This window comes from Phenylobacterium haematophilum (assembly GCF_014196295.1).
In the GTDB taxonomy this organism is placed as follows: Bacteria; Pseudomonadota; Alphaproteobacteria; order Caulobacterales; family Caulobacteraceae; genus Phenylobacterium; species Phenylobacterium haematophilum.
On sequence record NZ_JACIDK010000002.1, the window covers coordinates 556,767 to 577,116 of the forward strand.

General features: G+C 68.2%; 18 protein-coding genes. 4 read left to right on the forward strand and 14 right to left on the reverse strand.

Annotation, left to right across the window (positions count from 1 at the left end; all coding sequences use genetic code 11):
* Positions 1 to 130: 130 nt before the first annotated feature.
* From GGQ61_RS08660 to GGQ61_RS08715, 12 genes are all read right to left on the reverse strand, one after another.
* Positions 131 to 1,273: an acyl-CoA dehydrogenase family protein gene (locus GGQ61_RS08660; protein ID WP_183771570.1), complete on the reverse strand. Its 1,143-nt coding sequence runs from the start codon at positions 1,271 to 1,273 to the stop codon at positions 131 to 133.
* Between the two features lie 90 nt (positions 1,274 to 1,363).
* Positions 1,364 to 2,014 (reverse strand): ribosome biogenesis GTP-binding protein YihA/YsxC, encoded by a 651-nt coding sequence (gene yihA, locus GGQ61_RS08665; RefSeq protein WP_183771571.1) that lies wholly within the window; start codon positions 2,012 to 2,014, stop codon positions 1,364 to 1,366.
* Positions 2,011 to 3,825 (reverse strand): membrane protein insertase YidC, encoded by a 1,815-nt coding sequence (gene yidC / locus GGQ61_RS08670; RefSeq protein ID WP_183771572.1) that lies wholly within the window; start codon positions 3,823 to 3,825, stop codon positions 2,011 to 2,013. Before yidC ends, yihA begins: the two co-directional genes overlap by 4 nt.
* A 12-nt stretch (positions 3,826 to 3,837) precedes the next feature.
* A complete protein-coding gene (gene rnpA / locus GGQ61_RS08675; RefSeq protein ID WP_183771573.1) occupies positions 3,838 to 4,236 on the reverse strand; it encodes a ribonuclease P protein component in 399 nt (132 codons plus the stop codon).
* 34 nt (positions 4,237 to 4,270) lie between these two features.
* Positions 4,271 to 4,405, reverse strand: a complete 135-nt coding sequence (gene rpmH, locus GGQ61_RS08680; protein ID WP_056017364.1) for a 50S ribosomal protein L34 — start codon at positions 4,403 to 4,405, stop codon at positions 4,271 to 4,273.
* A 76-nt stretch (positions 4,406 to 4,481) separates the two neighbouring features.
* Complete coding sequence (gene map, locus GGQ61_RS08685; RefSeq protein ID WP_183771575.1) at positions 4,482 to 5,231, reverse strand: type I methionyl aminopeptidase; 750 nt, start codon at positions 5,229 to 5,231, stop codon at positions 4,482 to 4,484.
* A 16-nt stretch (positions 5,232 to 5,247) separates the two neighbouring features.
* Positions 5,248 to 6,225, reverse strand: coding sequence for an NADPH:quinone oxidoreductase family protein (locus tag GGQ61_RS08690; RefSeq protein ID WP_246370590.1), 978 nt, complete (start codon positions 6,223 to 6,225; stop codon positions 5,248 to 5,250).
* On the reverse strand, positions 6,206 to 7,258 hold the full coding sequence (locus GGQ61_RS08695; protein ID WP_343056092.1) for an alpha/beta hydrolase: 1,053 nt from the start codon (positions 7,256 to 7,258) through the stop codon (positions 6,206 to 6,208). Before GGQ61_RS08695 ends, GGQ61_RS08690 begins: the two co-directional genes overlap by 20 nt.
* Positions 7,259 to 7,263: 5 nt before the next feature.
* Complete coding sequence (locus GGQ61_RS08700; RefSeq protein ID WP_183771579.1) at positions 7,264 to 7,887, reverse strand: TetR/AcrR family transcriptional regulator; 624 nt, start codon at positions 7,885 to 7,887, stop codon at positions 7,264 to 7,266.
* Positions 7,888 to 7,981: 94 nt separating this feature from the next.
* Complete coding sequence (locus GGQ61_RS08705) at positions 7,982 to 8,284, reverse strand: hypothetical protein (RefSeq protein ID WP_183771581.1); 303 nt, start codon at positions 8,282 to 8,284, stop codon at positions 7,982 to 7,984.
* A gap of 45 nt (positions 8,285 to 8,329) precedes the next feature.
* On the reverse strand, positions 8,330 to 9,247 hold the full coding sequence (locus tag GGQ61_RS08710) for an SDR family oxidoreductase (protein ID WP_221220926.1): 918 nt from the start codon (positions 9,245 to 9,247) through the stop codon (positions 8,330 to 8,332).
* A 126-nt stretch (positions 9,248 to 9,373) separates the two neighbouring features.
* Positions 9,374 to 11,308 carry a methyl-accepting chemotaxis protein gene (locus GGQ61_RS08715; protein ID WP_183771583.1) on the reverse strand — a complete coding sequence of 645 codons (1,935 nt, stop codon included), beginning with the start codon at positions 11,306 to 11,308 and terminating at the stop codon, positions 9,374 to 9,376.
* Between the two features lie 238 nt (positions 11,309 to 11,546).
* Between GGQ61_RS08715 and GGQ61_RS08720 the strand changes: the two genes are divergently transcribed.
* A complete protein-coding gene (locus GGQ61_RS08720) occupies positions 11,547 to 11,855 on the forward strand; it encodes a hypothetical protein (RefSeq protein ID WP_183771584.1) in 309 nt (102 codons plus the stop codon).
* A gap of 76 nt (positions 11,856 to 11,931) precedes the next feature.
* Here the strand turns inward: GGQ61_RS08720 and GGQ61_RS08725 are convergent, their stop codons facing one another.
* On the reverse strand, positions 11,932 to 12,735 hold the full coding sequence (locus GGQ61_RS08725; RefSeq protein ID WP_183771586.1) for a DUF72 domain-containing protein: 804 nt from the start codon (positions 12,733 to 12,735) through the stop codon (positions 11,932 to 11,934).
* 16 nt (positions 12,736 to 12,751) lie between these two features.
* Positions 12,752 to 14,401: a M28 family metallopeptidase gene (locus GGQ61_RS08730; RefSeq protein WP_183771588.1), complete on the reverse strand. Its 1,650-nt coding sequence runs from the start codon at positions 14,399 to 14,401 to the stop codon at positions 12,752 to 12,754.
* A 242-nt stretch (positions 14,402 to 14,643) separates the two neighbouring features.
* Here GGQ61_RS08730 and GGQ61_RS08735 point away from each other — a divergent pair, with 242 nt between their 5' ends.
* The 3 genes from GGQ61_RS08735 to GGQ61_RS08745 are packed head-to-tail and all read left to right on the forward strand — an operon-like array spanning position 14,644 to position 20,307.
* A complete protein-coding gene (locus GGQ61_RS08735; protein WP_246370591.1) occupies positions 14,644 to 16,080 on the forward strand; it encodes an efflux transporter outer membrane subunit in 1,437 nt (478 codons plus the stop codon).
* Between the two features lies 1 nt (position 16,081).
* Positions 16,082 to 17,179 carry an efflux RND transporter periplasmic adaptor subunit gene (locus tag GGQ61_RS08740; protein WP_183771592.1) on the forward strand — a complete coding sequence of 366 codons (1,098 nt, stop codon included), beginning with the start codon at positions 16,082 to 16,084 and terminating at the stop codon, positions 17,177 to 17,179.
* On the forward strand, positions 17,176 to 20,307 hold the full coding sequence (locus GGQ61_RS08745; protein WP_183771594.1) for an efflux RND transporter permease subunit: 3,132 nt from the start codon (positions 17,176 to 17,178) through the stop codon (positions 20,305 to 20,307). Before GGQ61_RS08740 ends, GGQ61_RS08745 begins: the two co-directional genes overlap by 4 nt.
* Positions 20,308 to 20,350 lie beyond the last annotated feature (43 nt).

The window sequence follows — 20,350 nt, forward strand, 5'->3', positions numbered from 1 at the left end:
AACCCTCCAGGAGCCGCCTTGGCTCCGCCACACAAAGCCAGCGCCGATGGCTCGCGCGCTGTTGGGGGCTCCGATAGCGGACCTCACGCCCCCTGTCACCGCCTGTGGCGAGCGCGGGGGCGCGCAGGCCTCAGATCGAGCGGGCGACCACTTCCTTCATGATCTCGGAGGTGCCGCCGTAGATGCGCTGGACACGGGCGTCGCGCCACAGGCGGGCGATCGGATACTCGTTCATGTAGCCGGCCCCGCCGTGCAGCTGCAGGGCGATGTCGCAGGCTTCCCATTGCAGCTCAGTGTGAAACAGCTTGGCGGCGGACGCCTCGGCCGCGTCGAGCTTGCCGGCCACGTGACGGGCGATCGCCCAGTCCAGGTGCGCCCAGCCGGCCTGCAGCTTGGCCTTCAGGGCGGCCAGGGTGAAGCGAGTGTTCTGGAAGTCGAAGATCGACTGGCCGAAAGCCTTTCGGTCCTTCGTGAACTTCACCGCCTCGTCGAAGGCGCGCTGGGCGCCGGCCTGGCCGGCGATGGCGATCTGCAGCCGCTCCTGGGCCAGCTGGTTCATAAGATAGGCGAAGCCGCGGCCTTCTTCGCCCAGGCAGTTGGTGATCGGCACGCGCACGTCGTTGAAGAACAGCTCGGAGGTGTCGGCCGAGTTTTGCCCCACCTTGTCCAGGTTGCGGCCGCGCTCGAAGCCTTGGGTTCCGCGCTCGACCAGGATCAACGAGATTCCCTTGGAGCCCAGGCTCGGATCGGTCTTGGCGACCACGATCACCACGTCGGCGTTCTGGCCGTTGGTGATGTAGGTCTTGCTGCCGTTGAGGACGTAGTGGTTGCCGTCCCGGATGGCGGTGGTCTTGACGCCCTGCAGGTCCGAGCCCGTTCCAGGCTCGGTCATGGCGATGGCGGTGATGATCTCGCCCGAGACCATGCCCGGCAGCAGCCGCTGCTTCTGCTCCTCGGAGCCGTAGTTGATGATGTAGTCGACGGTGATGTCGGACTGCAGGGTCACCCCGGCCGACGAGCCGGCATAGGAGAGCTCCTCGCCGATCACCGCATTGTAGCGATAGTCGAGGCCCAGCCCGCCGTACTCAGCCGGGACCTGCGGACAGAGCAGGCCCGCCGCCCCATAGGCCTTCCAGAAATCGCGATCGACGATGCCGGCCTCTTCCCAGCGGTCGAGGTGCGGATAGAGCTCCTTGTCGAAGAACTTGCGCACCTGGTCGCGGAACAGGTCGAGGTCGGCGTCATAGGCCGTGCGGCCGGCGGTGGAGAGCATGGTGGCGGTCCCGAGGCTATCGTCCCCGCCGTTCTTCCATGGACGCCGCGGCGCGCAAAGATTGACCCCGCGTCAGTGCGGCGTCTGCGCCTAGAGCGTGATCTCGCAGGCCGACATGATCTCGGCCCGCAGTTCAGGGATGCCGTGGCCCTTTTCCGACGAGGTGGCCAGCACCCGCGGGAACGCCGCCGGCCGCTTGATGATCGCCGCCTCGGTGCGCTGGCGGACGGCCTCGACCTCGGCGGGCTTCAGCTTGTCCGCCTTGGTCAGGATGATCTGGTAGGAGACCGCGGCCTTATCGAAGGCGGCCATCGGCTCCTCGTCGACCGCCTTCAGGCCGTGACGCGCATCGATCAGCAGGTAGGCGCGCTTGAGGTTGGCGCGGCCGCGCAGGAAGTCGCGGCCGAGATTCTGGAATTTCTTCACCTCGACCTTGGACGCCTTGGCCCAGCCATAGCCGGGCAGGTCGACCAGCCGCAGCCGCTCGTCGAGCATGAAGAAGTTCAGCTCGCGGGTGCGGCCAGGCTCGTTGGAGGCGCGGGCCAGGCCCTTGTGGCCGACCAGCGCGTTGATCAGCGACGACTTGCCGACGTTCGAACGGCCGGCGAAGGCGACCTCGGGCAGGTCGCCCGGCGGCAGGCCGTCGACCGAGACGGCTCCCATCAGGAAGCTGGCTTGCCGCGCGAACAGAACGCGCGCGGCTTCCAGTTCTTCCTCGGAAAAGAGCGGGTCCTGGCTCAACCGACTTCCCTGGGCTTGCCGGTGATCTTGGCGATGATCTGGTCGATCGGGTTGTCCACCTTGAAGCGGCGCATGATCACGTACTGCTGCAGGATCGTCAGCACGTTCGACCAGGTCCAGTAGATCAGCAGGCCCACCGCGAACGGGGCCATGATGAAGGTGAACATGACCGGCATGAACTGGAAGATCTTTTGCTGGATCGGGTCCGGCTGCGGCGGGTTCATCGCCGTCGAGAGGTACATGGTCACGCCGTAGAGCAGCGCCATCGGGCCGAGATGCAGGAGGTCGGAGTTCAGGATGCCGCCGATCACCGGCACGGTCGCCGGGTTGTACGGGATCAGGCCGAACAGGTTCCAGATCGTCAGCGGGTCCTTGGCCGACAGGTCCTGGATCCAGCCGAAGAACGGCGCGTGACGCATTTCGATGGTGACGGTGAGCACCTTGTAGAGGCCGTAGAAGACCGGGATCTGCACCAGCATCGGCAGACAGCCGGTCAGCGGGTTGATCTTCTCGCGCTGGTACAGGGCCATCAGCTCCTGCTGCTGCTTGGCCGGATCTTCCTTGTACTTCGTGCGCAGCGCTTCGACCTGCGGCTGCACCTTCTTCATCTTGGTCAGCGACTCGTAGCTCTTGTTGGCCAGCGGGAAGAAGATCAGCTTCACGGCGACGGTCAGCAGCAGGATGGCGATGCCGAAGTTGCCGACCTTCTGGAAGATGAAGTCCAGGAACATGAACATCGGCCGGGTGATGAACCAGAAGTTCCCCCAATCCACGGCCATGTCGAGGTGCGGCACGCCGAGCTTGGTCTCGTATTCCTTCAGCAGCGGCACGGTCTTGGCGCCGGCGAACAGGCGGGTGACCTCGGTGACCTGCTTGCCGGCCGGGATGATGTGCGGGCGGCCGACATAGTTGGCTTCGTAGATGTCCGCGGCGAGCGACTTGGTCACCCGGTACTGGCTCTGGATGTGTTCCTTCTGATCGGGGATCAGAGCGGTCAGCCAGTACTTGTCAGTGATGCCGGTCCAGCCGCCGACGGACGACACGTTCAGGCCGCCCTCCTTCAGCCACTTGGCGTATTTCAGCTGCCGCAGCTCGCCGCCCAGCCAGCCGATCGCGCCTTCATGGACGATCTGGTTGCGGCCGAGGTCGGCCGGCACGCCCTGGCGCTGGACCGAGGCGTAGGGGGCGAGCGTCACCGAACCCGCGCCGGTGTTGGCCACGGTGTCGGTCACCGTGAACATGAACTTGTCGTCGACCTCCAGCTTGCGCGTGAAGGTCAGGCCCTGGCCGTTCGAGGTGCGCAGCACCAGCGGCTGGCCGGGCGCGAGGGTTGAACCCTCGACCACCTGCCAGACGGTGTCGGCGTTGGGCAGTCCGGGCAGGTTGGCCCCAGTCCAGCCGAATTCGGCGAAGAAGGCGTGCTTGGCGCCTTCAGGGCGCAGCAGCTCGACCGGCGGCGAGTCTTTGGCCACCGCCACGCGGTAGTTCTTCAGGAACAGGTCGTCGATGCGCGCGCCGCGCAGCGAGACCGAGCCGGCCAGGGCCGGCGTGGCGATCGGCGCGCGCGCGCTGGCGGCGGCGGCGTCCTGGCGCGAGACCACGACCGGGCCGGGATTGGCGCTGGGCGCGCCTGGCAGGGCGGGCGCCGCGCCCGAGGCGGCCTGCACTTCGGCTGCGACGGCCTTCTGGCGCGCGGCCTCGGCGCTGCGCTTCTTGGCGGCCGGATCCAGCACGAAGAACTGGTAGGCGATCAGGATCAGAACCGCGCTGACCACGAAGATGATCGTGTTGCGGTTGTTGTTCTCTTGCATGGGGACGCGCGCTCAGGCGGAGGAAGAAGGGGCGCGCTGCGAGGCGCGGGACGGGCTGTCGCTTTCGGCCGCGAGGCTTATCAGCGCGGTTTTCACATCGTCAAGCAGACGCGGCCACGCCCTGGTGGGCGCGCCGTTGCGAGCGATCAAAACATAGTCAAAGCCGGGCTTGCCGAGTTGCGGCAAAATCGCCTGCGCCGCGGCGCGCAGGCGCCGCTTGGCGCGGTTGCGCACGACCGCGCCGCCGATCTTGCGGGTGGCGGTGAAGCCGACGCGAATGACGGGGGAGTCGTCGGCCCGATCACGGGCCTGCATCACCACCGCGCCTTTGGCGTACGAAGACGCCCGCGCGGCGGCGAGAAAGTCCGAGCGCTTTTGAATGCGTTCGATGACTTTAGGGGCGTCGGTCATGCCGACACCTCAGGCTCTAAGACGCGGATGCGTCTTAGGCGGTCAGGCGCTTGCGGCCCTTGGCGCGACGGCGAGCCACGATCTTGGCGCCGTTCTTGGTCGCCATGCGCGCGCGGAAACCGTGACGGCGTGCACGCACCAGTCGGGACGGTTGGAAAGTCCGCTTCACGAGATCAACTCCGGTATAAAATTGAGCGGCGGTTCCTAAGGGAGCCTGGGAGAGGAGTCAACCTTCTCCTGCGTATTCAGGCCGCGAGGGTCAGGATTACCGGTCCGCGCCGGGTCGCGATCAGCGTATGTTCGTATTGGACGGTCGGTTCGTGGCCCGGCGGGGTAAGCGTCCAGCCGTCGTCGCCCTCCTCGACCCAGTCGGCCCCGAGCGACAGGAACGGCTCGATCGTGAACACCAGCCCCTCGTGAATCCGGCGGCGGTCGCCCGGCTCCCACCAGGTCGGAATCTCGGCCGGGTCGTCGTGCAGCGAGCGGCCGACGCCGTGGCTGGCCAGGTTGGTGACCAGCGAATAGCCGTTCTTGTCGGCGAAGGTCTGGATGGCCTTGCCGACCTCGTTGAGCTTGGCGCCCGGGCGCACGGCGCGGATGCCGGCCCACATGGCGCGGCGGCCGTCGCGGCACAGGCGCTCGATGTTCGGTTTGACCGGCGGCACCGCGAAGCTCGCCCCCGTGTCGCCGAAGAACCCATTCAACTCCGCCGAGACGTCGATATTGACCAGGGTCCCGGCCTCGATGCGGCGATCGTCGGGAATGCCGTGCGCGCAGTCCGGCGCGACGGAGATGCAAGTCGCGCCTGGGAAGTTGTAGGTCAGTTCGGGCGCCGAGCGGGCGCCCTCCAGCTCAAGCATCTGGCGGCCGAGTTGGTCGAGCTCGCGGGTGGTGATACCCGGCTCCAGCGCCTTGCCCATGGCCTCCAGCGTGCGCGCCACAAGCCGGCCTGCGGCCTTCAGGCCTTCGAGTTCGTGTTCGTGTTCGACGGTCATGGGCTGAGTATATAGGTCAGAGATCGGGCCGCACGATGGTCTTGCCCACCACCTTGCGATCGGCCAGCGAGTCGAAGGCCGCGCGCCACTCGCTCAGCGGATACTCCTGGTCGACCCGCGGCTTCATCTTGGCGGCCAGGTCCCAGATCGCCGCCTGGTTCTCGCGGCCCTTCTCCGGGAACTGGCGGCCGTACTCGCCGGCCCGCACGCCCATCACCGAGAATCCCTTGATGAGGGCGATGTTGACCGGCAGCACCGGCAATCGGCCCGAGGCGAAGCCGACCACCAGCAGGCGGCCGTCGAAGGCGATGCAGCGGGTGCTCTCGTCGAACACGTCGCCGCCGACCGGGTCATAGATGACGTTCGCGCCGCGCCCGCCGGTGATCTCCTTGACCTTCTCACGGAAGCCGCCGGTCACGTTCACGACGGCGTCGGGCTGGTACTCGCGCTGCACGATGGCCAGCTTGTCGTCCGAGGCGGAGGCCGCGATGACCTTGCAGCCCAGGTGCTTAGCCAGGTCCACGGCCGCCAGGCCGACACCGCCGGCGGCGCCGTGCACCAGCACCCATTCGCCCGGCTGCACCGCCGCGCGGCGCACCAGCGAGACGTAGGCGGTCAGGTAGGCCGTGGCGTAGCCGGCCGCCTGGCTGAACGACAGCCCCTCGGGCTTGCGGCGCAGGCCGGCCGCCGGCGTCACCGCGTATTCGGAAAAGCCGCCGATCCGTGCGCCGCCGACCACCGCCTCGCCGACCTGGAACTGATCGACGCCTTCGCCCACCGCGCTCACCTCGCCGGCGATCTCCATGCCGGGAATGAACGGCAGCGGCGGTTTGTGCTGGTACTCGCCGCGGGTCTGTAGCAGGTCGGGGAAGTTCACCGCGGCGGCTAGCACCATGATCTGCACCTCGCCCGGGCCTGGGGCCGGGGGCTCGACCTCCTTCAGGACGCAGCCGCCGTACTCGGGCTTCAGCTCCTCAACTAGCAGCGCGCGCAATACGTCCCTCCAGACCTTCGCGGACCAGGCCCGCAATCTCCCGACACGCCACGTCGGCGCAGGGCACGACGCCGGTGAAGGCGGTGAATCCGTGGGCCATGGCGTCATAGCAGCGATAGATCACCGGCACGCCGGCCGCGCGCAGGCGCCGGGCGTAGGCCTCGCCCTGGTCGACCAGCGGGTCGAAGCCGGCGGTGACGACGACGGCCGGCGCCAGGCCGGACAGATCGTCCTGGCGGATCGGCGACAGCCGCGGATCGGCCGGGTCGGCGTCGGGGCCCATATAGTGGCCCATGAACCAGTCCATCGTCGCCCGCGATAGCGGAAAGGCCTCGGCATAGGTGGTCATCGAGGCGGTCTGGCTGGCGACGTCGACGCAGGGATAGATCAGCAGCTGCAGGGCCGGCTGCGGCTGGCCGGTGCGGGCCAGCTCCTGGCAGACCACGGCGGCGAAGTTGCCGCCCATGGAATCGCCGCCGATCATCGCCTGACCGGCCGGGGCGCCGAACTGGGCGGCATGGTCTCGGACGTGCCGATAGGCCGCCAGCACGTCATCCAGGCCCGCGGGGAAGCGGTGCTCGGGCGCCAGGCGGTATTCGACCGACACCACGGGCGCGCGGGCGACCTTGGCCAGGATGCCGCAGAAGGCGTGGCTGGTGTCCAGGTCACCGATCACGCCGCCGCCGAAGTGCGCGAAGACGATGGCCGGCGCGGCCGGATCCTGCTGCTGGGGCCTGTAGAGGCGCGCTGCGATGCTCCGCTCGCCCGCGGGGATGGTCAGGGGCTCGACGCGGACGCCGGGCTCCGGCCGCCCGCCATAGACCTTGCCGCCTTCGGCCGTGGCGCGGCGAGCCTCCTCGGGCGATAGGGAGGTCATTGCCGGCATGCGCGCGGCCTGGGCGGCCATGAACTGGAAGCGCGGGTCCAGCGTGCGTCCGCCGCGATAGACGGCCGCCCCGCCTGACATCAGGCGCAGGATCGGAGAGGGCAGCGAGAGCAGGGTTCTGGCGAGGGCGCGACGGACGTTCGCCACCCTGCCTAGTCCTCCGCCTGCTGGAGGCCCTTCAGGCCGCCTTGGATCATCGCCACTGCGAAGGCGGTCGCGCCCTTGGTGTCGATCGGGCGACGGGCCAGCATTTTCTCGCCGACGTCGCGGGCGACGGCGATGCAGGCGGCGGCCAGGTAGTCGGGGTCGGTGACCGGTGCGCCGCCATTGGCCATCTCCTCGACGATGGCTTCGCGAACCTCGTTGAAGACGGCCGCCATCTCGGGCGTCTCGCCGTGCACGTGGGGCTGGGTCTCGCCGGGCGGGCGCTGGCTGAGCCAGCTCTTGTGCGCGTCGGCCAGAAACAGGAAGTAGGCCTCGATGGCGGCGTTCAGGAACTCTTCCCAGCCGGACGACTGGGCGCGGTGCGCCTTGAGCAGCGGCGCGAACTGTCGCGCTCCCTCGCTCGCCAGGGCAAGGTACACCTCGTCCTTGGATTTAAAGTAGTTGTAGAAGGTGCCCGCGGCCAGGCCGGTGCCGCGGATGATGTCGCGCACCGTCGCAGTCTCGTAGCCGAGGTCGCCGAACACCTTGCGGGCCGCGTCCAGGATGGCCTGCCGGTTGGCGACCTTGGTCAGTTCGCGCTTGCCGGCGGGAAGATAGGCGACTTCGGACATCTCAGGCCTGACTCGGAAGGTGACGCCCGTCATATTAGGACCAGGGCGGGCCGGAAGCCAAGGTGAAGAAGCGCTCCGGGTTCGGAGCGATCGTCTATCGACGGCCGGCCGCTGCGCAGTCGCTGCGGCATTGCATCCAGGTCGGCGCACAATCCTCCGCCGTCTCGGTCGACAGACAGAAATAATAGTCGCTGGCGCAGTTCAGCCGGCAGCGATCGGCGGCGGGGGCGTCCGACGCCAGCGGCGCAAGGAGCTCCGGCAGCGGCTCGACGGCCGGTGGCGCGGGTGATGACGATGGCGGCGCCCGCTCGGGCTGCACGGCGCCGCGCAGCGGCTGCTGGGCGTTCGCCGGCCACGCGGTCAGGGCCAGGATCAGCAGGAGCGGCGCGACATGCATGGCCCTGGCTTGGGCCGCTGCGGCTTAAGGGGCGGTTAACCCTACTCAGACCGTTCGGGCGGCGCGGTCCCTGGCGTTGGTGGCTTGAATGGCTTCCTTGGCCGCCGTCCACTCGGCGTCGCCCCAGCCGGTCAGCCGCGAAAAGTTGCCGCCGGAGGCCTGCCACGCGGCGCCGTCGATGGCGATGGTCTGGCCGTTCACATAGGCCGACAGTGGGTGCAGCAGATAGACGGCCAGATTGGCCAGCTCGCGCATGTCGCCGACCCGGCCCATCGGGTTGCCGCTCATGTCCGAATAGGCCCCGCCGGTCTCTTCACCCTGGCTGGGGTTGAGGCGCGCGCTCATGCCCTCGGTCGGGAAGGGGCCTGGTGCGATGTTGTTGAAGCGGATGCCGTGCTGGCCCCACTCCACCGCCAGCGACTGGCTCATGGTGGCGATACCGGCCTTTGACATCGCCGAGGGTACGGTGAACGGACCTCCGTTCCAGATCCAGGTGGTCAGAATCGAAATCACCGAGGCGTGGCGGCCTTCCGCGATCCAGCGCTTTCCGCATTCCAGGGTCACGAAGAACGAGCCGCGGAACACGATGTTGGCGATGGCGTCGAAGCCGCGCGGCGAGAGGTCCTGGGTGCGGCTGATGAAGTTGCCGGCGGCGTTGTTGACCAGCCCGGTCAGCGCGCCGCCATCCGCCCAGATCGTGTCCAGCATCTCGCTGATCGCCTCGGGCACGCGGATGTCGCAGGCCAGGCCCCCGCACTTGCCGCCGTGGGCCGCCATCAGCTCCTTGGCGGTCGTCTCGACCACGCCGCCGCGGCGGCCGCAGATATAGACCTCGGCGCCCAGCATCAGCAGCGCCTCGGCCATCACCTTGCCCAGGCCCGTGCCGCCGCCGGTGATCAGGATCCGTTCGCCGGACATCAGGCCCGGCTTGAACATCAGGTCGTCGGGGGTGAACTGAGCCATGGCGTTTTCTCCCGTTGCGGCGCGAACTGCGCACGGCCTGACGCCGCGTCGGTCAAGCGGGGCGCGGCGCAAAGAAAAAGGGGCCGCCTCTCGGCGACCCCCTCGTTCCTGGACGTCTTCTTATCCTTAAAATTCTTCCCAGCTGTCCTCGTCGGCGTGGGCGGCCGTCGCCAGGGCCGTGGCCCCGCGGCTGACCGGGCGCGGCGCGGGCTGGTGGGCGCGCGGGGCGCCGACCGTGCGGGTGCCCGTCTGCACGCCGCCGCCGGTGACCCGGAAGCGCGCGACCAGCCGGGCCAGCTCCTGCGCCTCGTCGGCCAGCACGCGGCTGGCGGCGGTCGACTGCTCGACCATCGCGGCGTTCTGCTGGGTGACCTGGTCCATCTGGTTGACCGCGGTGTTGACCTGGCCGAGGCCGAGGGCCTCTTCCTTGGCGCTGGCGGCGATCTCCCCGACCACGGTCGAGATCTCGCCGACCTGGCGCACGATGCGCTCAAGCGCCTTGCCGGTTTCGCCGACCAGGCTCACGCCCGCGGCGACCTGCTGGCTGGAGGCGCTGATCAGGGTCTTGATCTCCTTGGCGGCTTCGGCCGAGCGCTGGGCCAAGGCCCGCACTTCCGAGGCGACGACCGCGAAGCCGCGACCCGCTTCACCGGCCCGGGCGGCTTCGACGCCGGCGTTCAGGGCCAGCAGGTTGGTCTGGAAGGCGATCTCGTCGATCACGCCGATGATCTGGCTGATCTGCTTGGCCGAGCTTTCGATCTGGCCCATCGCCTCGATGGCGCGGCCGACGACCAGGCCGCCTTCTTCGGCGTCGGTCTTGGCGGCGGCGACGGCCTCGCGGCCGTGGCTGGCGCCTTCGGAGGTCTTGTTGACGGTGGCGGTGATCTCGTCCAGCGCCGCGGCGGTCTCTTCCAGCGTCGCGGCCTGATGCTCGGTGCGCCGCGACAGGTCGTCGGCCGAGGTGCTGATCTCGCCCGCGCCGGACTGGATCGAGGCGGTGGCGCCGGCGATAGCGGCCATGGCCTCTTCCAGCTTGGCCGAGGCGGCGTTGAAGTCGTCGCGCAGCTTGCGGTAGTCGCCCGGGAACTCCGCGTCGAGGCGATAGGTCAGGTCGCCGGCGGCCAAGCTGTCGAGGCCGCGGGCCAGCGAGTTGACCACCATGGCCTGTTCCTCGGCGATGGCCGCCGCGGCTTCGGCGTTCTGCCGGCGGGTGATTTCAGCGGCGGCCTCGGTCTGCTCGTGCTCGACGCGCAGTTTCTCGAGGTGCAGCTGGTTGTCGCGGAACACGGTCAGCGACGAGACGATCGCGCCGAGCTCGTCCTTGCGGGCCAGCTTGTCGAGGTCGATGGAGCTGTCGCCGCGGGCCAGGGCCTCGGTCGCGCCGGCGATCTGCTTGACGTCGCGGCGCAGCATCATGGTCAGGGCCCAGGCCAGGGCGCCGGCGATCAGCAGGGTGGCCACCGCGGCGACCATCTGGATCATCTGCGCGGTCTGCGAGCGGTCCTCGCTGGCCTTGGCGTTGGCGTCGGTCATCGCGTTGTTGGCGGCGACGATCTTGTTCAGCATGCCGGTCATGTTTGTGTATTCCTGCTCGAACGGAGCGGCAAAACCGGCGGCGGTGCTGAAGTCGGTGGTGATCATGGCCGCGATGACGTCCAGCGCGTCGCGGGTGCCCTTGAGCGCCTTGATCAGATCCTGGAAGGCCTTCTTCTGAGCGGCGGGGGCCTTGGCCTCCATCGCCTGAACTTCCTTGGTGATCGCGTCGACCTCGGCCAGCAGTTCCTGGCTCTCGCCCTCGATCTTGTCGGTCTCGATCGAGGCGGCCTGATGGGTCAGCAGGAAGTAGAGTTCGCCGTGGACGGCAGTAATGCGCTCCGAAATCTTCTGCAGGCGCAGGCTGTTGGGAAGGTCGGTGTGCACGACCTGCGTGAGGTCGGCGGCTTGACCGCGTTGGATGATGACGGCGCCGCCGGCCGTCAGGGCCAACATCACCAGTGCGAAAGCAGGCGCAAAGCCGATCTTCGCGATCAGCGGCAGGTCGACGAGCCGAAAGCGCTTCACCTAAGTTTCCCCCGACTAGGTAGTATCCTTAGCTGCACAATGACGGGAGGTTGCTAACCAATCGTCACTGGAAATCCGCATTGTCCCGACTTCACGTGCGTAATAGATATAGAGACACAACAATTGTGATTGTCGAGTTTACTGAGCATTAACCAAATCTAATTCTCAGCCATCAGATTCTTTTAACCTGAATGCCCCATACAGGGCCTGCGTCCGTTATCTAGAAAGGAGTGGGGCCATGAAGAATCTCATCAAAATCGGCGGCGGTGTCGCCCTCTGCCTGGCGTTTGCCGGCGCGTCGGCTGCGGCTGACTTCCAAGAAAGCATGTCGAAGTGCCTGACCAAGCACGCCAACACCCGCGACGCGGCTGTGGTGATGCTCGAGTGCAATGCGACGGCCGGTAAGCTGTCGGGCTGCAAGGTCCTTGAAGACAGCAAGGCTGGTAAGGGCTTCGACAAGGCCGCCCTGTGCGTGGCCGATGCTCTGCCGATGGGTTCGAAGACCGGCACCGTGAAGGTTCCGATGCGCTTCCCCGGCGGCGCGTAAGCAGCCGCAACAAGAATTCTAGCATTCTTGCATATCGCGCCCTCGGCCACGGCCGGGGGCGTTTTGCGTTGTGGGGCTAGGTATTGACCCGCTTCAGCAGTTCCTGCGCCGCGGCCGGGGCGCGGACCTTTCCCTCGTGGATGAAGAACACGAAGGTCTCGTGTGGGCCTTCCGCCGGCCCGGTGCGGTCTATGGGCTTGAGGTCGCCGGGCACGCGGCCTTTCGCGTATTCGCCGAAGCGTTCGGCCCAGGCGTCGAGGTCTTCTGCGACATAGCCGGTCTCGATCGCGTCCGAGCCCATCAGCAGGCGAGAATAGACGAAGTCGGCGGTGATGTCGCAGATCAGCGGATAGTTTTCGTGCTCCGAGACGCAGATCGCCACATTGCGCTCGCGGCACATCTTCACGAACGCCGGATCGACGAAGCTGGCGTGGCGCACCTCCACGCAGTGGCGCAGCGGCAGCCCGTCCTGGCTCTTGGGCAGCAGGTCCAGGAAGCTGGCGAAGTCGGCCTCGTCGAACTTCTTGGTGGGCATGAACTGCCAGAGGATCGGGCCGAGCCGGTCGCCCAGCTCGACGATCCCTTGGGTCAGGAACTTGGTCACGGAGTCGCCGGCCTCGGCCAGCACCCGGCGGTTGGTGCAGAACCGCGAGGCCTTCACCGTGAACTTGAAGCCGTCCGGGGTGGCGGCCGCCCACTTGGCGAAGGTCTGCGGCTTCTGGCTCGAGTAATAGGTGGAGTTGATCTCCAGCGCGGTGAGATGGCGACTGGCGTAGGCCAGCTCGTCGGCGTGCTTGAGGCCTTGCGGATAGAAGACCCCGCGCCACGGTTCGAAGGTCCAGCCCCCGATGCCGGCCCGGATCTGACCTGCCTGCGCCATCTCGTTCCTCGCCCTGCTATTTCCGCTCGGCCGCGGTCGCGTCCCGGGTCAGCTTGAACTCCGAGCCCGCCTTCCACTCCGGCCAGGTGGCGGAGTCGGCCAGTTGGCGGCCCAGCTCGAACATCAGTTGGCCGTCCTGGGCGATGCCTTCAAGGTTCCAACTGTCGTCGAAATGGTCGGCCGGCTGGTGATAGCGGTCGGCGGTATAGGCCTTCGACCAGGCCGCGCCGGCTTCCTTGCCGCCGGTCACCAGGTCGTAGCCCGAGCCGAACGAGATCGCCGGCACGCCGCGCTTGGCGAACGGGAAGTGGTCGGAGCGGAAGAACAGGCCCGCTTCCGGCTTGGAGTCCGGCGTGTAGTAGCGGCCGTGGGTCTTGCCGACCGCGATCAGCGCGTCCTGCAGCGTCGAGGCCGCGTCGCCCGAGGTCGTGAAGTCCTTCGCCGGGCCGGCCGGCGACAGCGCGTCCATGTTGATGTTCGCGACCGTCTTGCCGAGCGGGTAGAGCGGATTGGCGGCGTAGTATTCCGAGCCCAGCAGGCCCTTTTCCTCTGCGGTCACCGCCAGGAACACCACCGAGCGGTCCGGCTGCGGGCCCTTGGCGAAGGCGCGGCCGATCTCGATCATGGTGGCGATGCCGTCGGCGTTGTCGACCGCGCCGTTGTAGATCGTGTCGCCCTTGGCGTCCGGCAGGCCGACGCCCAGGTGGTCCCAGTGGCCCGAATAGATGATGGTCTCGTCAGGGCGCGTGGCGCCGGGGATCAGTCCGACCACGTTCTTCGAGACGATTTTCTGCACGTCGACGTCGTAGTTGGTCGAGAAGGTGGCGCCCTTCAGTTCGACGGGCTTGAAGTCGCGGCTTTGGGCCTGCTTCTTGGCCGCTTCGAAATCCAGGCCCGCGGCCTTGAACAGCTCGACCGTCCGGTCGCGCTGGATCCAGCCTTCCAGCAGGGCGTGCGCCTCGCTCGGCTTCTCGCGGATGATGTCGAACAGCGGCGCGGTGTTGGAGTTCTTCACCGTCGCCCAGCCATACGAGGCCGGCGCCGTCTCGTGGACCACCAGGAAGCCGATCGCCCCGCGGCGGGCGGCCTCTTCGTACTTGTAGGTCCAGCGGCCGTAATAGGTCATCGCCTTGCCGCCGAAGTCGCCCTTTCCGGTCTCGAAGTCGGGATCGTTGACCAGCACCAGGGCAACCTTGCCCTTCAGATCGACGCCCTTGAAGTCGTCCCAGTTGCGCTCCGGCGCGGTGACGCCATAGCCGACGAAAACGATCGGGGCGTCCTTGACGGCGACCTGCGTAGCGCCGGTCTGGGCCGCGCGCAGGGCGACGTCGTCACCCTGGGTCCAGGTCTGCGTCTTGCCGCCGGCGGTGACGCCGACGCTCACGGGGCCCTTGATCTCGAAGCGGGCCAGCGGCACGTCCTGGGTCCAGGCGCGCTGGCCCTCCACAAGATCTCCACCCGGCTTCAATCCGGCGTCCTTGAACTGCTCGATGATGTAGGCGACCGTCCTCTTCTCGCCTTCGGTGGCCGGACCGCGACCTTCGAACTCATCGGACGCCAGCACCTTCACGTGCTCGGCGATCTTTGCGGGGTTGATGTCGCCAGCGAGGGCGGGGGCGGCGAAAACGGCCCAAATCGCGGCGCCAGCGAGCAGAAACTGTTTCATAGTTCACTCAAATGGGGGGTGGAATTGCGCGGAACCCTAGTTCGCGGCGTGATCTCGCGCCAGTGCCATGCGACTGGTTTGCGACATCTGCATCTTGCTTTGCCGATTGTCTGTTCTCAGCAATCGACCTGAAGCGTGACCACAGCTAAAAGCGGAACGCCGGTATCGAGGTCCGTGCTGCGTGTGCTAATCGCGCCCTGCGCGGCGGGCGGTGTCGCAAACCGATAGTGATGAAAAGAGCGATGCGCCTAGTTACCCCTGCGGTCGGAACGGCGGCCGGCCTGGCCCTGATGCTTTCAGCCTGCGCCTCCACCCGCGACGTCGATACGCGCCTTCCCGCCGCCTACGAGGCGCCGTCCTCTCCGGCCATCGCCGCGGCGCCTTCCCTCGAGACCTGGTGGACCGGGTTCAATGATCCGCAGCTCACCGCCCTGATCACTGAGGCGTTGGCCAACAGCCCCGACGCCCGCAGCGCGGCGGCCAAGCTGCGCGAGGCGCGCGCCACCCGTTCCGGCGCGCTGACCAGCTTCCTGCCCCAGGGCAATCCGCGCGGTTCGATCACCGAGACCGACAGTAAGTTGGTCGACGGGACCGCCATCAACATCCCCGGTTTCTCAAGCACCGGCGACAGCCGCACCGAGACCGCCAACTTCGACGTCAGCTGGGAGATCGACCTCTTCGGGCGCATCTTCGCCGCCAGCCGCGCCGCCAACGCCGAGATGGCGGCCGCGCGGCTCGACTACGAGGCGGCCCGCGCCAGTCTGGCGGCGGCGGTCGCCGACAGCTATTTCGCCGCCCGCGGCGTCGCCATCCAGCTCGAAGACACTCGCGCCACCGAGCGGATCCAGGCCGAGCTCTATCGCATCGTCGACATCCGCGCGCAGCGGGGCATCTCCTCGACCGCCGACGCCGACCGCGTGGCCGGCGACCTCGCCCAGGCGCGGTCCCAGGTCGCCGGACTGGAAGCCGAGCTGCAGGCCGCCCGCCGCAACCTGCTGATCCTTACGGGCCGCGGGATCGAACCGATCGCCGCCTTGCCGATCGACGCCGAGGTCGGCGTTGCGCCCGCAGTACCGGACGTGGTTCCCGGGGAACTGCTCGCCCGTCGCCCCGACGTGCGCCGGGCGGAGGCGATGCTCGCCTCGGCCCTCGGTCGCCTCGACTACGCCAAGCTCGCCTTCTTCCCGACCTTCAAGCTGGCGCCCGGCATCGGCCTGCAGAAGAACGACCAGCCCGGTTACTCCGCGACGACCCAGAGCTGGAGCATCGGCGCCAACGTCGTCGTCCCTGTGCTCGACATCCCACGCCTGCTCTCGGAGATGAAGGCCCAGGACGCCCGCTCCGAGCAGGCCGCCATCGGCTATGAAAAGGCCGTCCAGACCGCCTTCGGCGAGGCCGAGAACGCGCTGGTCCAGCTGGAGTCCGATCGCCGCCGCGTAGACCTGTTGCAGGACGGCGAGGCCCGCGCCCGCCGCGCCTACGAAGCGTCCCGCAAAGGCTACGTCGCCGGCTTCGTCGACCTGCAGACCACGCTCGACAACGAGCGGGCCTGGCGCACCGTGCGCACCCTGAAGACCGCCGCCCAGGTGCAGGCCCTGCGCCGAGGGGTTCAGACCTACAAGGCGCTCGGCGGTGGTTGGCCGCTTGAGAACGCACCGACCAACAAAGAGGCTCGCTGAAGTGACGAGAACCAAGACCATCCTGGCCCTCGCCGCCGGCCTGGCTTCCGCCGTGACGCTCTCCGCCTGCGGCTCCAAGGAGCCGCCTAAGAAGGACCCGGCCGCCCAGGCGCGCGCGGTGACGGTCGTGCGGCTGGAGCCGCGTGCGATTTCCGGCGCGCTCAGCGCTTCGGGCACGCTGCGCCCGCGCGAAGAGGCCGCCGTGGCGGCCGAAGTCACCGGTTTCCGAGTGCTGCGCGTCAACGCCGATGTGGGCGACACCGTCCGCGCCGGCCAGGTGTTGGTGCAACTCGACCCGGCTCTGCTCCAGGCCCAGATCGCTCAGGCCGAGGCCCAGGCGGCGCAGGCCGAGGACCAGGCCAGACGCGTCGCCGACCTGGACGGCCAGGGCGTGCTCGCCCAGGAGCAGATCGCCCAGCGTCGCTTCCAGGCCCAGGCCGCCCGCGCGAACCTGCGCGACCTGCAGACCCGTCTCGCCAAGCTTTCCGTCGTCGCGCCGGTGTCCGGCGTGATCCTCGAACGCACGGTCCGCCCGGGCGACCTGTCGTCCGGCGGCGGCACGCCGTGGTTCCGCATCGCCCGCGACGGCCAGATGGAACTGGGCGCCGACATGCCCGAAGACGATCTGGCCCGCATCCGCGTGGGACAGAGCGCGACCGTCACCCTCCCGGGCGGCGGCCAGGCCCAGGGCACAGTGCGTATCGTCAGCCCGCAGATCGACGCCCAGACCAAGCTCGGCCAGGTTCGCGTGTTGCTGCCGGCCCGCTCGGACATCCGCGCCGGCGGTTTCGCCCGGGCGGTCTTCGCCGACGCCAGCGCCTCGACGCTCGCCCTGCCTGAAACCGCGATCCGCTACGACGCGAGCGGCGCGGCGGTCATGGTGGTCGGCGACGACAACCGCGTGAAGCACGTGGCCGTCCAGACCGGCCAGCGCGGCTCGGGCCTCGTTCAGATCGTGAAGGGGCCGCCCGCCGGCTCCCGCGTGGTCCAGAACGCGGCCTCTTTCCTGCTCGATGGTGACCTCGTGAAGCCAGTCGAAGCCGGCGCGGCCGCTGCGCCGAAAGCCGCCGCGCCGCAACCCGCTGCGAGGGCCAAATGAGCGAGCATCAAGGCGGGAGCTCCGGCTTCCCGATCTCGGCCTGGGCGATCCGCAACCCGGTTCCGGTCGCCCTGCTGTTCATCGGCCTGCTGATCGCCGGCATGATCGCCTATTCGGGGTTGGCGGTTAAACAGTTCCCGAACATCCAGTTCCCGGTTGTCGCCATCACGGTGACCCAGAGCGGCGCCGCGCCTGGGGAAATGGAGACCCAGATCACCCGGCCGGTCGAAGACGCCATGTCGGGCATCACCGGGGTCAAGAACATCCAGTCGGTTGTTACCCAGGGCGTTTCGACGACGTCCATCCAGTTCGAAATGGGCGAGGACCTTCAGAAGAAGACCGACGAAGTCCGCGCCAAGATCGACCAGACCCGCCAGGTGCTGCCGCGCGACATCGACGAGCCGACCGTCACCCGGGTCGAGATCGACGACGCATTCCCGATCATCACCTATGCGGTCGAAGCGCCGTCGATGTCGGACGAGCAGCTTTCCTGGTACGTCGACGACAAGATCGCCCGCGACCTCCAGACCGTCAGCGGGGTCGCGCAGATCTCGCGGGTCGGCGGCGTGGCGCGCGAGATCAACGTCGTCCTCGATCCCGACAAGCTGGCGGCGCGGGGCCTGACCGCGGCCGAGGTCAACAACGCCCTGATGGCCTTCCAGCAGGACGCGCCCGGCGGCCGCGTGCAGGTCGGCGGCCGCGAACAGACCGTCCGCGTCCTCGGCTCGGCCGAGACGATCGACCAGTTGCGGGCCATGACCATCGCCACCGGCGGCGGCGGCTTCGTCCGCCTCACCGACGTCGCCGACATCGGCGAGGGCTCGGCCGAGGCGCGCGGCTTCGCGCGCCTGGACAACCGCCCCGTGGTCGGCTTCCAGGTCAGCAAGACCAAGGAGTCGTCCGACGTCGACGTCGAGGACGGGGTGAACGCCAAGCTGGCCGAAATCGCCAAGGCCGATCCCAACGTCAAGTTCACCAAGATCTACGCCTCGGTCGACGAGACCCGCGCCAACTTCCGCGCCACCCAGCACGTGCTCCTTGAGGGCATGGTGCTGGCGGCGCTGGTGGTGCTGCTGTTCCTGCGCGACTGGCGCGCCACGGCCATCACCGTGCTGGCCATGCCGATCTCGCTGATTCCGACCTTCTTCGTGATGAAGCTGGCCGGGTTTTCGCTGAACCTGGTGACCCTGCTCGCCCTGACCCTGGTGATCGGCATCCTCGTCGACGACGCCATCGTCGAGATCGAGAACATCGAAAAGCGGGTGGCCCGCGGCGTGCGGCCGTTCAAGGCCGCGCTGGAAGGCGCCGACGCCATCGGCCTGGCGGTGGTGGCGACCACCTTCGCCATCGTCGTGGTGTTCACGCCGGTCAGCTTCATGCCCGGCATTCCCGGCCAGTTCTTCAAGGAGTTCGGCCTTACCGTCTCGGTGGCGGTGCTGTTCTCGCTGCTCGTCGCGCGCCTGGTGACGCCGCTGATGGCGGCCTACTTCCTCAAGCCCAACGTGCATCAGCGGCCGCAGAAGCCGTTCGAGGGCTTCTATCCCAGCGCCCTCAAGTGGGCGCTGGGCCATCGCATCCTCGCCTCCATCGCGGGCCTGCTGCTGTTCATCTGCTCGGCGGCGATGATCGCCTTCCTGCCCAAAGGTTTCCAGCCGCCCGGCGATCCCGACTACGTCTACATCAACGTGCAGGGCCCGCCCGGCGCGACCATCGGCGACATGGAGCGCGCGGTCCAGCAGGCCTCGCTCGTCATGGCGGCCCAGCCGGAAGTGCGGGGCGTCTTCAGCCAGGTCGGCTCGACCGTCGCGAACTTCGGCCCCGGCGGCGGCGGGGGCGGCAGCGACCTGCGCAACGGCACCATCACGGTGCTGCTCAATTCCGACCGCAAGGTCACCGGCAACCAGCTGAAGGACCGTGTCCGCGCCCAGATCACCGCGGTCCCGGACGTGCGGCTCAACTTCCTCGACGGCCAGGGCTCGGCCGGGTTCGAGCAGATCCTGACCAGCTCCGATCCCAAGGCGCTGGAACAGGCCAGCCTCGAGCTCGAGCGGCAGATGCGGACCCTGACCAAGGTCACTGATCCGCGGCCGAAGAACCCGCCGATCGGCCCAGAACTGGTGATCCGCCCCAAGGCGGACGAGGCCGCGCGCCTCGGCGTCTCGGTCGCCGCGATCGCCCAGGCCGCCCGCGTCGCCACCGTCGGCGATATCGACGCCAACATTCCGAAGATGAACGAGGGCGAGCGGCGGATTCCCATCCGCATCCGGCTGCCGGAATCGGCCCGCGCCGACATCGAGCAGGTCCGTCAGCTTCGCCTGCCGACCGCTACGGGGGGCTCGACGACGCTCGGCGCCGTGGCCGACGTGCAGTTCCAGGCCGGCCCGGCCCGGATCGACCGCCTCAACCGTCAGCGCCAGATGACCGTCCAGGCCGAGCTGGCCGACGGGGTCGAGCTCGGCGACGCGACCGCCGAGGTCCACAAGCTGCCGATCATGAACAAGCTGCCGGCCGGGGTCGCCCCCAGCGCCATCGGCGACGCCGAGGCCATGGCCGAGATGTTCGGCGGCTTCGTCGTCGCCTTCGCCACCGCGGTCTTCCTGATGTTCGCCGTGCTAGTGCTGCTGTTCAAGAGCTTCTTCAAGCCGATCGTCATCCTGGCGGCGCTGCCGCTCGCCGTGGGCGGGGCCTTCATCGGCCTCTTCATCTTCAACCTGTCGCTGTCGATCCCCTCGCTCATCGGTTTCCTGATGTTGATGGGCCTGGCGGCGAAGAACTCGATCCTGCTGGTCGAGTACGCGATCGAGCGCGAGCGGGAGGGCATGCCCCAGCGCAACGCCCTGATCGAGGCCTGCCGCGAGCGGGCCCGGCCGATCGTCATGACCACCGTGGCCATGGCCGCCGGCATGCTGCCGACCGCCCTGGCCCTGGAGAAGGGCGCCGAATTCCGCCAGCCGATGGCGGTCGCGGTGATCGGCGGCCTTATCACCTCGACCCTGCTGTCGCTGGTGCTGGTGCCGGTGGTCTACGAGTTCGTCGACGACTTCGAGAACTGGCTGCGCCCCAAGCTCGCCAGGCTGATCACTCCGCGCGAAGCGCCCGGCGAGGCGGTTCCGGAGGACCGCCTCTAGGCGGCGCGGTTGCGGCGCGTTGGACGGTCCCGCTATCTTCCGC

What these genes read in the sequence shown, in the direction of transcription:
- GGQ61_RS08735 (WP_246370591.1), top strand. Translation starts at nt 14,644, where the DNA reads ATGCGCCTAGTTACCCCTGCGGTCGGAACGGCGGCCGGCCTGGCCCTG.
- GGQ61_RS08710 (WP_221220926.1), bottom strand. Translation starts at nt 9,247, where the DNA reads ATGGCTCAGTTCACCCCCGACGACCTGATGTTCAAGCCGGGCCTGATG.
- GGQ61_RS08700 (WP_183771579.1), bottom strand. Translation starts at nt 7,887, where the DNA reads ATGTCCGAAGTCGCCTATCTTCCCGCCGGCAAGCGCGAACTGACCAAG.
- GGQ61_RS08725 (WP_183771586.1), bottom strand. Translation starts at nt 12,735, where the DNA reads ATGGCGCAGGCAGGTCAGATCCGGGCCGGCATCGGGGGCTGGACCTTC.
- GGQ61_RS08745 (WP_183771594.1), top strand. Translation starts at nt 17,176, where the DNA reads ATGAGCGAGCATCAAGGCGGGAGCTCCGGCTTCCCGATCTCGGCCTGG.
- rnpA (WP_183771573.1), bottom strand. Translation starts at nt 4,236, where the DNA reads ATGACCGACGCCCCTAAAGTCATCGAACGCATTCAAAAGCGCTCGGAC.
- map (WP_183771575.1), bottom strand. Translation starts at nt 5,231, where the DNA reads ATGACCGTCGAACACGAACACGAACTCGAAGGCCTGAAGGCCGCAGGC.
- yidC (WP_183771572.1), bottom strand. Translation starts at nt 3,825, where the DNA reads ATGCAAGAGAACAACAACCGCAACACGATCATCTTCGTGGTCAGCGCG.
- GGQ61_RS08720 (WP_183771584.1), top strand. Translation starts at nt 11,547, where the DNA reads ATGAAGAATCTCATCAAAATCGGCGGCGGTGTCGCCCTCTGCCTGGCG.
- GGQ61_RS08705 (WP_183771581.1), bottom strand. Translation starts at nt 8,284, where the DNA reads ATGCATGTCGCGCCGCTCCTGCTGATCCTGGCCCTGACCGCGTGGCCG.
- GGQ61_RS08660 (WP_183771570.1), bottom strand. Translation starts at nt 1,273, where the DNA reads ATGCTCTCCACCGCCGGCCGCACGGCCTATGACGCCGACCTCGACCTG.
- GGQ61_RS08730 (WP_183771588.1), bottom strand. Translation starts at nt 14,401, where the DNA reads ATGAAACAGTTTCTGCTCGCTGGCGCCGCGATTTGGGCCGTTTTCGCC.